The sequence below is a fragment of the Peribacillus sp. NPDC058075 genome (assembly GCF_042885195.1).
Classification (GTDB): domain Bacteria; phylum Bacillota; class Bacilli; order Bacillales; family DSM-1321; genus Peribacillus.
The window spans coordinates 2377318-2390886 of record NZ_JBHVSL010000001.1 but is presented as its reverse complement, the minus strand read 5'-3'; the positions used below and the strand labels follow the sequence as shown (position 1 = coordinate 2390886).

Here is a 13569-nt window from a genome sequence, read left to right as displayed (position 1 = left end):
GTGAGTCTGAGAGAAGTGGATATAAAGCAAGATCCATCTTGTACATCTAATAGCTTAAGCAACTATCTATGGAGCGATAAGCCTGATGAAAACAAATGGGCAGATTGCGTACATTGTGGTATGTGTTTGGAATCGTGCCCAACATATGAGCTGACAGGCCAGGAACAGCATTCTCCCCGTGGGCGTGTTCATCTTATCAAATCAGTAGCAGAAGGAAAGCTTGAGGTGAACGAGCAATTCATGGATCCTGTTTTTGCTTGTCTTGACTGTCGTGCATGTACCACTGCTTGTCCGGCGAATGTAGATGTCGGAGGATTAATTGAAGAGGCTCGCGGACAAATTCGACAGGCAATTCCATTGACAGGAGTGAAAGGGAAAGTAAGTAGAATAGTACTTGAAGGAATGTTCCCGCATCAAAACCGAATGAATACAGTGGGGAGTTTATTAAAGTTCTATCAAAAGAGCGGATTGCAAAAAGTGGTTCGCAAAACAGGGTTAATGAATATCATGCCACAGCATTTAATTGAGATGGAAGCAATTATGCCTGAAATTAAAGAGCCTGTACGCAAAAAATACAAAAATCAAAAAGTGATCAAGGCAATAGGAGAAACGAAAGCAGAAGTGGCGTTTATGACAGGTTGCGTGATGGACGTTATGTTCAGTGATATTAATCAGTCCACGATTAATGTTTTAACACGAAACGGAAATGATGTGACAATTCCGCAAAACCAAACTTGCTGTGGAGCCTTACATGTTCATGCCGGTGACCGTGAAACTGGAAGAAAGCTGGCGAAACAGAATATCGAAGCGTTTAAGGATGCTGATAAAGTCATCGTTAACGCAGCAGGATGCGGCTGTATGCTTCAGGAATATGCAGAATTGTTTCGTGAAGAGCCTGAATGGCATGATAAAGCTGAAGAATTTTCCGCGAAGGTCGAGGACGTCTCTAAATATATTCATGAAACAGGCTATGAAATACCAAAAGCTGAATTGAACACTCGTATCACATATCATGACGCATGCCATTTAGCACATGGTCAAGGGATTCGCCAGGAACCGAGAGACCTCCTTGTCAGTATTCCAGGAGTTGAAATGGTACATATGCCAAACGCAGATCGCTGCTGTGGGAGTGCAGGTATATATAACATCACTAATCCAGAAATGGCCGGTGCCGTGCTAGAAAGCAAAATGCAGAATGTGCCAGGCGATGTTGAGATGATTTCAATGGGTAACCCAGGATGTATGCTTCAGATGGCAATGGGGGTACAGAAGTATGGTAGAAATCAAAAAGTCGTCCATACAATTCAGCTTCTGGATTGGGCTTATCAAAAAGAGGATGAATTAAAGGGGGGACAGTAAATGGCAAGGAAAAAAATAAAATCGAATGATCGGCATATAAAGAATTTAGAGGCTATTGTTGGCGATGCCAATTCAATTCTATTTCACAAAGAGGATCTGCTTGCCTATGATAGCGATGGATTTACGCTTCATAGACACTTACCTAAAGCGGTTGTGTTTCCAAAAGATACTCAGGAAGTAGCCAAACTAGTTAAATACTGTTCCGAAAATAATCTGCCGTTCCTAGCCCGTGGCGCTGGAACCGGATTAAGCGGCGGTGCTATACCTTTAAATGAAGAAGTCATTATCAGTCTGGTCAGGATGAAGAAGCTATTAAGCCTTGATCTCGAAAATAGGCGTGCTGTTGTACAGCCTGGTTTTATCAACCTTAAACTCACGAACTCTATCTCTGATAAAGGGTATTACTATGCTCCGGATCCTTCTAGCCAATATTGTTGTACAATTGGCGGAAATGTCGCAGAGAATGCTGGAGGGGCTCACTGTCTTAAATATGGGGTAACCACGAATCACATTCTAGGACTGGAAGTAGTACTGCCTAACGGCGAAATTATAGAAATCGGTGAAAATGGAATTCCTGATTCTCCTGGGTATGATTTGCTCGGTCTGTTGACAGGTTCTGAAGGAACATTAGGCATTGTAACGAAAATCACTGTTCGTATATTGAAAAAACCCGAAGCGAAACAAACTGTTCTTGCTTACTTTGATAAAGTGGAGGACGGAAGTCAGGCCGTGTCTGATATAATTTCAGCAGGAATCGTACCTGCAGCCCTTGAAATGATGGATAAAACAGCGATTGAGGGAGTGGAGGCCGCTGCTTTTCCAGTAGGTCATCCAAGTGATATTGAGGCTGTCCTACTCATTGAAGTGGATGGAATCTCAGCAGGTATTGAAGAGCAAATTAATCACATTTTGGAAGTGTGTAAGTACAGAAATGTACTTGAAGTGAAGGTAGCACGGGATGAACTCGAAAGAGGTAGATGGTGGGCCAATCGTAAAACAGGATTTGGTGCCATGGGAGCCATTTCACCGGACTATTTAGTACAGGACGGTGTCATTCCACGAAGCAAATTGCCCGAGGTATTAAACAAAATCAATCGAATCAGCGAAGAATATGGTTTGCGAATCGCTAATATTTTCCATGCGGGTGATGGGAATTTACATCCACTTGTTCTTTTCGATGCCAGAATCCCTGGGGAAAGCGAAAAGGCCCTGGCAGCTGGTAGTGCCTGCCTAAAAGCATGTGCTGATGTTGGGGGGACGATTACAGGTGAACACGGAGTGGGGATTGAAAAAATAGAGGAAATGCGTTTCGTCTTTTCTGATGAAGAGATTATTGCACAAACAGATATTCGAGAAGTATTCAATCCTCATAACCTTTTAAATGCAGGGAAATTATTCCCAATGCCGGGACGCTGTGTTGAGATAAAAAGAGATTTAAAAGAAAAAGAGGCAGCTGCTATATCTTAAATATGTTTGTCTGGTAAGGCGCAGTCCATACAATAGATGAAGCCAATTTATTTTGTGGCAAAGCCCTTTTGCTAAAGTTTAGAAGTAAATACAAATTGTAAAAATATTATGAAAATAATTGAATTCACATCAGGTATCGTGCTATCATTTTTATACACAGATTAAGAAACAGTGTTTTGTAATAACAAACAAAACAGAGTGTTTAAGAAAATTACATCCTAGAGAGAACAAATTACTTTTTTCCAGAGAAGAATTATCTAAAACAAAACGTTGATTTTCAAGGAGGAACTCATTATGACAAAATATATTAATTCAGGGAATCTTCAAGTTGCAACGGAATTATATGAATTTATTAATTCAGAAGCTCTACCAGGTAGTGAAGTAGATCGTGATCAGTTTTGGTCTGGTTTAGAAGATTTGATCAATGATTTAACCCCTAAAAATAAGGAATTATTGGCACATCGTGAAGAGATTCAAAATCAAATAAATGCTTGGTATCGAAAAAATAATAATGACTTTGATTTTGAAGAGTATAAATCATTTTTAAAAGAAATTGGATATCTTGAACCAGAGGTTGAAGACTTCAAGATCACCACTGAAGGTGTGGATGCCGAAGTCGCTATCCAAGCTGGACCGCAACTGGTTGTTCCAGTTAATAATGCTCGTTATGCAATCAATGCCGCCAACGCACGCTGGGGAAGCCTTTATGACGCACTTTACGGTACAGATGCAATCAGTGAAGAAGATGGTGCACATCGAGAAGGTGGCTACAATCCAGTTCGTGGTGCTAAGGTTATTGAGTTTGGAAGGGAGTTTCTTGACCAAGCAGCTCCTTTAAGGGAAGCTTCTCATAAAGATGCTGTGAAATACACAATTGAGTCTGGAAAGCTGAATGTTGCACTCCGGAATGGAGGAACGACAGGACTTGAGGACGAATCGAAATTAACTGGCTATCAAGGACAACCACAAGATCCAAGTGCTGTACTTTTGAAAAATAATGGGCTTCACTTTGAAATTCAAATCAATTTCAGTCATCCAATTGGAAAAACTGACGAGGCTGGCGTTAAAGATATTCTTTTAGAAGCAGCAGTAACGACGATTATGGACTGTGAAGATTCAGTTACGGCGGTAGATGCCGAGGATAAAGTTCTGGTTTACCGTAACTGGTTAGGATTAATGAAAGGAGATTTATCTGCTACCTTCATAAAAGGCAATAAATCAACGACAAGAACTCTTAATCCTAATCGCATTTATTTGTCCCCTACGGGAGAAAAATTGTCTTTGTCAGGTCGTTCACTTTTGTTTGTTCGTAATGTAGGACATTTAATGACGAATAATGCAATCTTAGATCAAAATGGGGAGGAAATCCAAGAGGGAATTTTAGATGCAATCATCACTAGTCTTCTTGGAAAACATACTCTTTTAGGAAACGGCCCTTACCAAAACTCATCTGAAGGATCTATTTACATCGTTAAACCTAAAATGCATGGATCAGAAGAGGTCGCTTTTGCCAACCATCTATTTGATCAAGTGGAGGAATTGCTCGGTCTAAAACGGAATACTCTAAAAATTGGTGTTATGGATGAGGAGCGACGCACATCTTTAAACTTAAAAGCATGCATAAGCGAAGTTAAGGAACGGGTAGTATTCATAAATACCGGATTTTTAGACCGTACTGGTGATGAAATCCATACCTCTATGGAAGCGGGAGCTATGATTCGAAAAAGTGAAATGAAATCATCTACTTGGTTGCAAGCCTATGAACAATCGAATGTTCATACAGGACTTGTAAGCGGCTTCCAGGGGCGTGCCCAGATTGGAAAAGGTATGTGGGCTATGCCGGACTTGATGAATGAGATGTTAAAACAAAAGATTGGTCATGTAAAAACAGGTGCAACTACGGCGTGGGTTCCATCACCTACTGCAGCTACATTGCATGCACTGCACTACCATCAAGTTGATGTAACGAAGATACAAAATGAAAAGATCAGTGAATCTAGAGACTTGAGGGATGACATTTTACAATTCCCAGTTGCGAAACATTCTGATTGGAGCCCGGAGGAAATACAGGAAGAGATTGATAACAATGCTCAAACTATGCTAGGTTATGTTGTTCGCTGGGTGGACCAGGGAGTTGGTTGCTCGAAAGTACCTGATATCAACGACGTGGGACTAATGGAAGATCGTGCAACCTTACGTATATCCAGCCAACACATGGCGAACTGGCTACACCACGGTATCATAACAAAGGAACAAGTGGTAGAGACGCTTCAGCGTATGGCTAAAGTAGTCGACGAACAAAATGCTGGAGACCCTGCATATCGCTCAATGTCTGCGAATTTTGATGATTCGGTGGCATTTCAAGCAGCCTGTGACCTGATTTTTGAAGGTTATAATCAGCCAAGTGGCTACACCGAACCAATCTTGCATCGTCGCCGCATTGAAGCAAAAGCAAAGTTTGCTATAAAACAATAAACAACTAGGGGACATTCTATTTTTTTAGAATGTCCCGAACTACAATGTAAAGAGTATATGGCTAATTTAATTGAAGAACTTATTTTCTGTTGAAATGGAGAGATTACAGAATTCCTGAAAGTACTGCAGTTTCAACAACTAACTTTCATTATTAAAAGGTGAAAACAGATTGGAGGAGTTGAAGCTATGAAAGACCTTCGGGAAAATGCACTAGACCTTCATATGAGGTCTAAAGGGAAAATAAATGTAAATGTAAAAGTAGCTGTAGAAAACGCAAATGATTTAAGTTTAGTATATTCACCGGGAGTAGCTGAGCCTTGTAAAGAAATCTTCCAAAATCCCGAAAAGATTTATCAATACACACTTAAAGGGAACCTTGTAGGAGTTGTTTCAGATGGATCGGCTGTTTTAGGGCTAGGAAATATCGGAGCAGCAGCATCGATGCCAGTAATGGAAGGAAAGGCAGCATTATTTAAAGCATTTGCGGATATTGATGCATTTCCTATTTGTCTAAATACAAACGACGCAGAAGAAATTATTTCAATTATCAAAGCCTTGGAACCTACTTTTGGAGGAATAAATTTAGAAGACATTTCAGCTCCGAATTGTTTCATTATTGAGGAAAGATTGAAAAAGGAAATGAACATTCCTGTTTTTCACGATGATCAGCATGGAACTGCGATTGTTACAGCAGCAGGGTTAATTAACGGATTAAAAGTCGTAAATAAACGGATTGAAGAAATTAAGGTGGTTGTAAATGGTGCAGGTGCTGCAGGAATCGCAATTTCAAAATTGCTGCTCAACATGGGTGTTCAGGATATCATTTTGTGCGATACAAAAGGAGCCATCTATAAAGGTCGCGAAAATGGAATGAATCCGATGAAGGAAGAAATAGCTCAAATCACTAATAAAAACAGGCTGGTCGGTGCATTGGAGGATGTTATAAAAGGTACTGACGTTTTTGTTGGCGTCTCAGCTGCTGATGCAGTTAATACCGCCATGGTACAGTCTATGAACAAAGACAGCATTATTTTTGCAATGGCAAACCCTGTACCCGAAATAATGCCGGATAAAGCAAGGGCAGCCGGTGCAGCTGTTGTTGGTACAGGGCGTTCAGATTTACCTAACCAAGTAAATAATGTACTAGCGTTTCCAGGAATTTTTAAAGGGGCACTTCAGGTGTTCGCTTCTGAAATTAATGAAGAAATGAAAGTGGCAGCGGTTTATGCAATTGCAAACTTAATTCAGCCGCAAGAACTGACACATGATTATGTAATACCAAATGCTTTCGACAACCGAGTAGTAGAATCTGTCGCCAATGCTGTAGCAGAGGCAGCAATACAGTCTGGTGTTGCGAGAAAAAAAACCGAAATAGAAGTCTGAGAGGAGCAATAAAACAATGAAGTTTACTAGGTTTATAGCTAATTCTTCCATTCATACAGGTGTTAAAGAAGAAGGAATAATAAGGGTAATTAAGGGCGATATTTTTGGTGCTTGGGAGTATACAGGCCAAACATTTTCTCAGGGTGAAGTTAAGTCTATTGCACCCTTAGAACCAAATCAAATCATTGGTATCGGTGCAAACTTTGTTTCAAATGTGGAAGATCTTCCGGAACAGCTCCCGGAAATTCCGGTATTCTTCTTTAAGCCAACTTCATCAGTGATTGGACCTGAAGAAGAAATTATCATTCCAGAGGGTATCAAGGAAGTAAAGTTTGAATCCGAATTAGCGATTGTCATCGGGAAAGAGGCAAAAAATGTGCCTGAATCCGACGTACTGGATTATGTTTTTGGATACACAGTTGGAAATGACGTAACAGCACCTCAGTTTTTCCACCAGGATGGCCACTGGACAATTGGTAAATCATTTGACACGTTCACTCCATTAGGTCCTGTTATTGAAACCGTACTTGATCCTTTTAATGTAAAGGTCAAAGCAAAACTGAACGATGTTGAAAAACAAAACAGTGCAACTGAACTGATGATTATTCCAATTCGCAGAATGGTTTCCTATCTGACAAAAGTTATGACACTTAAACCGGGAGATGTAATTTTAACAGGTAGTCCTGTCGGAGCAGAGTTGGTCGGCGCTGGCGACGTTATAGAATGTGAAATAAAGGAAATTGGAAATCTTCGAAATACATTTGTTACTGCTAAAGAAGGTGCAAGAGCGTATTAGGTACGGTTAAAACGCCTGGTGAAAACTATGTGCTATAATGAGTCTATTATGGATGCACAGAGGTGAGTAATTTTGGACAGAGAGAATATGGTGAAATCTGTGAGCAGGGCATTAGACATAATTACTATTGTGAGTTTAAAAAAGGGTGGCTTAGGTGTAACAGAGATTTCCAAACAAATAGATATAAATAAAAGCTCAGTTTATCGGATACTATCAACATTAGTGCAGTATGGGTATATTGAGCAAGATAGTGAAACGGAACGTTATAAGCTGGGATATAAGTTTTTAGAGGTTAGTTCCAAATTGCTGGAATCAATTGATTTGAGATCGGAAGCAAGGCAATACTTGCAAGAACTGGAGAATACCACAAATGAGGTTATCCATCTAGTTGTTTATGACCAAGGTGAAGTGGTGTATATAGAAAAGCTAGAAGGAAACGAAACGCTGCGAATGCACTCTAAAGTTGGAAAACGAGCACCCATGCATTGCACCTCAGTCGGCAAAGCAATTCTTGCTTATTTGCCATCTAATGTCGTGCTTAACATTCTTGAGCAAAAGGGAATGCCAAGGCATACTGACAAAACGATTACGAATAAAGATGATTTCCTTCAAGAACTCTCTCAGGTTAGAATTAAAGGCTATGCATTGGATCTAGAAGAAAATGAATACGGAATTACATGTATTGCCGTTCCTATTTTCGATCATTCGGGGAAAGTCATTGCTGCTGTCAGCATATCTGGTCCAACAATGCGCATGACTGATCAGCGGATCGATCTCCTACAGTTACAAATGATTCAAATTGGAAAAAAAATTTCGACAAGGCTTGGATTTGAAAGTAGAACTACTTGAAAACGACTATAAAAATTTGCCCGATTTTTTTGAAAAAAAGATATATCGGGCAAATTTTTTTTTGTGAACTTTATTTTTAAAATATTCTAAAAATATTAAAATTTTACCAATAATTTGTATAATTGAAATAGGATTAGTGTTTGTTATAGAACAACTACTTATATAGTTACATAACAATGGAGTTTTATCGCAAACTTTTAGAAACATTGTTTCTTAATACGAAACAGAAAGGGGGAATTGTCTTATAGAGTGTTATGATGCCGATTGAAGTGTTAAGTGAAATATTATGTAGAAAAGACAGCAGATTTGCTAGCGTGATTCTTTTTGTATATCTCACCCTAGTCGCAATGTCCTTTAGTAACTAAAGGTTTAAGGCAATTTATAGGCCCTTTACCGGACAAGCACCATAATGATTTTATCATTACGCAACCAAGATAAAATCACAAACATCCGGACTTTACAACACGGAATTTTGAATATTTTCAGTGAATTCATTTTTTTCACTTTCTTGTAAATTAGAGCAGAAGGAATGGTAGCATATTTTAATGAAAAATATGTAAGCGGTTACTTTCAGGGACTATAAATTGGAGGGTACAATATGACATATACACAAAACTTTACAGTGGTAGGAGATAGCCTCGCTCTATCCGCTATCGTAGCAGTAATTCCAATACTTTATTTCTTCTGGGCATTGGCAGTGAAGAGAATGAAAGGGTATCTGGCAGGGATCACGACGCTATTGATTGCTTTGATATTGGCGGTTATTGCATTTGGAATGCCAACACAAATGGCGATTATGTCTGCTACACACGGAGCAGTATACGGGGTTTTGCCTATTGGTTGGATCATTATCAGTTCAGTTTTCCTTTATAAATTAACCGTAAAAACAGGACAATTTGATATTATTCGTAATTCAGTTGTTTCACTTACGGAAGACCGCCGTCTTCAGGCACTATTGGTAGCGTTCTCATTTGGGGCATTTCTTGAAGGAGCCGCTGGTTTTGGTGCACCTGTTGCCATTTCTGCTGCACTTCTTGTTGGTCTTGGATTCAATCCTTTATATGCAGCTGGCTTGTGTTTAATTGCCAATACAGCACCGGTTGCATTCGGTGCAATAGGAGCACCCATTATCGCGCTTGAGGGACCTACCGGAATTTCTGCGATGGAGATTTCAAAAATGGTTGGACGCCAATTACCGTTTTTATCTGTAGTCATACCATTTTATTTAATCGTGATTATGGCAGGCTTTAAAAAAGCCTTCGAAGTCATGCCTGCAATTTTAGTAACTGGTATTACTTTTGCAGTAACACAATTCTTAAGCTCTAACTTCCTTGGACCAGAACTTCCGGATATTTTATCGGCTCTTGTTTCATTACTTGCTTTAGCAGTTTTCCTAAAATTTTGGAAACCGAAAACTATCTTCCGTTTTTCAGCCGAACAAGAAATGGCTGCAACACTTGCTGTAAATGAACCTTCTGGCCACAAGCCAACTTATACAGGCGGACAAATTTTTAAAGCGTGGTCACCATTCCTAGTTTTAACGGGAGTGATCTCCCTTTGGGGAATTCCAACCATAAAGCAGGCTCTAACAGGACACTATGAAGGAACAAATGTTGTTTTATTAACTATTAATTCCATAGGGCATGCATTATCATTTATACCCAATGTTCCTTTATTAAATAATAAGATTATAAACGCTGCGGGAGAAACGATACCTGCCTTTTACAAGCTGGAATTGCTAGGTGCTGCTGGTACAGCGGTTCTGATTGCAGCAATCATTACGAAATATATTGTAAAAATTTCTTGGAAGGGTTGGATAGGTACATTCGGTGAAACACTAAACGAACTTAAATTTCCCATTATCACAATAGCGTCTGTTGTAGGATACGCTTATGTAACAAACTCTTCAGGAATGAGCACATCTATGGGTATGGTATTGGCGAAAACAGGATTTTTATTCCCTTTCTTCTCTCCTATACTAGGCTGGCTAGGAGTGTTCATTACTGGTTCTGATACTTCATCCAACTTACTATTCGGTAACATGCAAAAAGTTACAGCTACTTCAATAGGCATGGATCCGGTGCTCGCAGTGGCAGCGAACTCTTCAGGCGGAGTAACCGGAAAGATGATATCACCTCAATCAATTGCAGTAGCTTGCGCCGCAGTAGGCCTAGCAGGGAAAGAATCTGATTTGTTTCGCTTCACAATAAAACATAGTATTATACTGGTGATTATTGTTGGAATCATGACATATTTGCAGAATGGGGTGTTATCCTGGATGATTCCTTAAGTAAGATCTTACATCTCAACATTCTTCCATCTGAAATGCTGGGCTTTGGAATACAATAAGTGATTATTCAAAAAAGGGGAGAACATGTCATCCAGATGACTTGTTCTCCCCTTTTTTCTTTTTCTTTATAAAGAGAAGGAGTTAAGTAAAAATACATGAATTAGATGAAACAGCAATAGACATTACCTTTTTTAGGTTCCCAGACCTAATCGGGAATGCTGTTCTCTTATAACCTTTTTAACCGTTTGTCCGCCATTCGCCCCGATGCACAACCTGCTCTAGTGTACCCGCTTGCATAAATACTAACCACCGAGTTAGATAGCGTCTTGAGAGTGATGGGAATAATTATACTGATGGTCCTAAATACAGCAAAATTTTCAAGAATATGACGAGTTTCTTCTATTTAGTAAGAGGTGAGACGTGTACGGAACGTGAGACAACGTTTATACACGTCTTTTTTTGTAGCAGACTAACAAACCACTTTAACCTCTTATATTTAACCAAATGGCATAAGGGAGACACCTTCTTTTTTAAAGTGGTCCATATACACATGTCTAGTTAGGTACTCATAAATTTCCTTGATTTAAAAAGTAGAAAAAGTGCTAGGACATGTAAGTTATGTCTAGGGACGTTTAAAAATCAGAAAATTATAATAAGTTTATCAAAGTAAAAAAGAGGAGGTTATAGTTAAAAGAAAATATTCAACCTATTACGTTAGCAGTACGTAGGCTCCTTGCCAGCTAGTTGAGCAACAAACTTCCAATGGAAGGAAACAAGGATACGCCCCATCGCTTCATGGAGGTGCCTTTTAAAAAATGGAAAGAAGGTGTGTTCCATAAAAACATTAAAAGGGGAATAATCGCCACTCTTTTTGCCTTTATTGATGAACGAAATTCATATGCTCCTTCAAAAGCGTTCTTTCCTTTAGCCGTAGGGCTGGTTGTCGCAGCAATCGGTGTTTCCTTTGGTACGTTAACTGGGGGCATTGAAACCAGCACGAGATTTCGGTCCTAAATTATTTTCCGCGCTAGTTGGCTGGGGACCTATCGCTTTTCCCGAAATTTTTTTTGGGTACCTATAATCGCACCATGGTCGGGGCGATTATAGGGTGAGGACTGTATCACTCTCTCATTGGAAAGTACCTGCCTTCTAAAGACACTGCCTCTCTGAAAATAATAATACTCAGGAAGAAATTGCTGCTTCTACGGAAACACATTCATCTTAAAAAATTATCTAACCAAATAATGATAGAAAGAGGGATATTTCTTATGCTGCGTTCAAAACGATTTGAGATTTTAGAAGAAAGACCCGTGAATAAAGATGGATTTGTCAAAGAGTGGCCAGAAATGGGATTTGTTGCAATGACAGGTCCTAATGATCCAAAGCCTTCTATCAAAGTAGAAAATGGCACGATTGTAGAATTGGATGAAAAAAGACGAGAAGACTTCGATATGCTCGACCAGTTTATTGCCGATTATACGATTGATGCAAGCGTAACGGAAAAAATCATGGCTCTTGACAGCTTGGAAATTGCCCGAAAACTTGTGGATATTAATGTCCCTCGTTCAGAAATCGCAGAGCTGTCAAAAGGACTCACGCCAGCAAAAGTGTTGGAAGTACTTAATCATATGAATGTCGTGGAAATGATGATGGCTTTACAAAAGATGAGGGCAAGAAAAACGCCGTCCAACCAATGTCATGTCACGAACGTGCGTGATAATCCTGTCCTCATGGCGGCGGATGCTGCAGAAGCGGGAGTTTACGGATTTGATGAACAGGAAACAACTGTTGGAGTTGTTCGTTATGCCCCCTTCAATGCGTTAGCATTACTCGTCGGTTCCCAAACCGCAAGAGGAGGAATCTTAACACAGGATTCATTAGAAGAAGCGACAGAACTTCGTTTAGCCATGCTTGGATTAACGTCTTACGCTGAAACCATTTCAATTTATGGCACAGAGTCTGTGTTCATGGACGGAGATGATACCCCATGGTCTAAATCATTTTTAGCCTCTGCATATGCTTCACGCGGTGCTAAAATGCGCTTTACATCAGGTACAGGTTCAGAAGTGCAAATGGCCGGAGCAGAAGGAAAATCCATGCTCTATTTAGAAATTCGCTGCGTGATGATGGCCAAGGGAGCAGGCGTGCAAGGGCTACAAAATGGTTCCATTAGCTGTATTGGTATACCAGCCTCTGTACCGAGCGGAATCCGCGCCGTCTTAGCAGAAAATTTGGCGACTACCTTGTTTGATATGGAAGTAGCATCAGGAAACGACCAAACGTTTTCCCATTCGGAAATCCGACGTAGCGCTAAAATGCTGTGCCAAATGCTACCTGGTACAGATTTTATCTTTGCTGGATTTAGTGCTGTACCGAACAACGAGGATATGTTTGCAGGATCAAATATGGATTCTAGCGATCTGGATGATTACTTGATTCTTCAGCGCGACATGATGGTGGACGGCGGTTTAAAACCAGTAAGCGAAGAAGAGGTAATCAAAGTCCGTTATCAAGCGGCGAAAGCGTTGCAAGCTATTTTTGATGAGCTAGGATTCCCGGTCATTACAGATGAAGAAGTTGAAGCTGCCACTTATGCCAACAGTAGCGAAGATATGCCGACAAGAAACGTGGTAGAGGACTTAAAGTCGGCCGAGCAGATTTTACAGGATGGGATTTCAGGATTTGACATCGCTCTTATTTTAGCGAAACGCGGATATCGACAAACAGCTGAGCGGATTTTCGATTTGTTAAAACAAAGGGTTGCTGGTGACTATTTGCATACATCAGCCATTATCAATAAGGATAATGTGGTGATAAGTGCGGTCAATGATGAAAATGACTATAAAGGACCTGGAACGGGCTATCGCCTTAGTCCGGAAAGATGGGAAGAAATCAAAAACATTCGTCAAGCTATCAGTCCGAAAGACTTTGATTAAAGGAGGGAGCAAAC

General features: G+C 40.0%; 9 protein-coding genes. All 9 read left to right on the top strand.

The genetic code is table 11. From position 1 onward, the window contains the following. The 9 genes from ACFVS1_RS11860 (at position 1) to ACFVS1_RS11820 (ending at position 13555) form a co-directional block, all read left to right on the top strand. Positions 1–1359: a (Fe-S)-binding protein gene (locus tag ACFVS1_RS11860; RefSeq protein WP_352920999.1), complete on the top strand. Its 1359-nt coding sequence runs from the start codon at positions 1–3 to the stop codon at positions 1357–1359. Beyond that, entirely contained in the window at positions 1360–2826 is a 1467-nt protein-coding gene (locus ACFVS1_RS11855; protein ID WP_387547540.1) for an FAD-linked oxidase C-terminal domain-containing protein, read from the top strand. 294 nt (positions 2827–3120) lie between these two features. Next, entirely contained in the window at positions 3121–5301 is a 2181-nt protein-coding gene (locus tag ACFVS1_RS11850; RefSeq protein WP_387547537.1) for a malate synthase G, read from the top strand. 186 nt (positions 5302–5487) lie between these two features. Then, positions 5488–6684 carry an NAD(P)-dependent malic enzyme gene (locus tag ACFVS1_RS11845; protein ID WP_387547534.1) on the top strand — a complete coding sequence of 399 codons (1197 nt, stop codon included), beginning with the start codon at positions 5488–5490 and terminating at the stop codon, positions 6682–6684. A gap of 16 nt (positions 6685–6700) precedes the next feature. After that, on the top strand, positions 6701–7480 hold the full coding sequence (locus ACFVS1_RS11840) for a fumarylacetoacetate hydrolase family protein (protein ID WP_387547531.1): 780 nt from the start codon (positions 6701–6703) through the stop codon (positions 7478–7480). Between the two features lie 72 nt (positions 7481–7552). Further along, entirely contained in the window at positions 7553–8329 is a 777-nt protein-coding gene (locus ACFVS1_RS11835; RefSeq protein WP_387547528.1) for an IclR family transcriptional regulator, read from the top strand. 598 nt (positions 8330–8927) lie between these two features. After that, positions 8928–10619, top strand: coding sequence for an L-lactate permease (locus tag ACFVS1_RS11830; RefSeq protein WP_387547525.1), 1692 nt, complete (start codon positions 8928–8930; stop codon positions 10617–10619). A gap of 762 nt (positions 10620–11381) precedes the next feature. Continuing rightward, a complete protein-coding gene (locus tag ACFVS1_RS11825; RefSeq protein WP_387547522.1) occupies positions 11382–11633 on the top strand; it encodes a hypothetical protein in 252 nt (83 codons plus the stop codon). Positions 11634–11890: 257 nt separating this feature from the next. Next, complete coding sequence (locus tag ACFVS1_RS11820; RefSeq protein ID WP_387549323.1) at positions 11891–13555, top strand: propanediol/glycerol family dehydratase large subunit; 1665 nt, start codon at positions 11891–11893, stop codon at positions 13553–13555. Positions 13556–13569: the final 14 nt, after the last annotated feature.

Bases quoted from the DNA above. Each gene is read 5' to 3' on its own strand.
- ACFVS1_RS11855 (WP_387547540.1), top strand. From the start codon at position 1,360: ATGGCAAGGAAAAAAATAAAATCGAATGATCGGCATATAAAGAATTTA.
- ACFVS1_RS11850 (WP_387547537.1), top strand. From the start codon at position 3,121: ATGACAAAATATATTAATTCAGGGAATCTTCAAGTTGCAACGGAATTA.
- ACFVS1_RS11845 (WP_387547534.1), top strand. From the start codon at position 5,488: ATGAAAGACCTTCGGGAAAATGCACTAGACCTTCATATGAGGTCTAAA.
- ACFVS1_RS11840 (WP_387547531.1), top strand. From the start codon at position 6,701: ATGAAGTTTACTAGGTTTATAGCTAATTCTTCCATTCATACAGGTGTT.
- ACFVS1_RS11830 (WP_387547525.1), top strand. From the start codon at position 8,928: ATGACATATACACAAAACTTTACAGTGGTAGGAGATAGCCTCGCTCTA.
- ACFVS1_RS11825 (WP_387547522.1), top strand. From the start codon at position 11,382: ATGGAAGGAAACAAGGATACGCCCCATCGCTTCATGGAGGTGCCTTTT.